General features: G+C 68.6%; 1 pseudogene. It reads right to left on the bottom strand.

The window, feature by feature from the left end:
• Positions 1 to 625 (bottom strand): annotated as a pseudogene (locus tag A5780_RS42980) (DNA cytosine methyltransferase); the annotation flags it as partial.

Below are 625 nucleotides of genomic sequence, written 5' to 3'. Positions count from 1 at the left end.
TCCCCGGGCGGCAGGCTCCAGTCGATGGCCACCGACGCCGGTGTGGTGATCGGCTCGGCGATCGCGTACCGGCACGCCCTCGACGGGCACCGGTAGACATACTGGCCGTGACGCACGCCGTAGCGGCCCATCTGCGTGCCGGGCTTCTTCCACGACTGGATCGCGTCCACAACCTGCTCGCAGCTCGGGCACCATGCCTTCGGGCGCAGCCACTTGTCCCAATCCGGGCGCCGCCCCAGCGATTTGAGCCAGTACGCGATGTAGAGCCGGTCGCGGGACTGCGGCACCGGCAGGCAGGTGCGCGGCAGCACGTGCGCGGAATTCAGGGCGATGACCCGGGTCTCGTAACCGAGGTCCTGGATCTCGCGCAGCCACCGATGCCGGTCGTCCCACTTCCAGCACTGCACGACGTTTTCCATCACCCCGGCCAGCACCGGCTTGCCGCGCGCGGCCATCGCACGCAGATACCGGGGAATCTGCTCGACCAGCGCGCGGCTGCGCCCGGACGCCGGATCCTCGACGATGCCGAGTTCCTCGTCGAACCGGTACTGGTTGCTCTGGTCGAAGTAGCGTTTCTGTCCCTTCGCGTCCGTCCATTCCGGGCACGCCGGGCTCGCCCAGAACA

This window comes from Nocardia sp. 852002-20019_SCH5090214 (assembly GCF_001665865.1).
GTDB lineage: Bacteria > Actinomycetota > Actinomycetes > Mycobacteriales > Mycobacteriaceae > Nocardia > Nocardia nova.
Note: the sequence above shows the minus strand (reverse complement) of the source record. Positions and strands in the feature narration are given on the sequence as shown.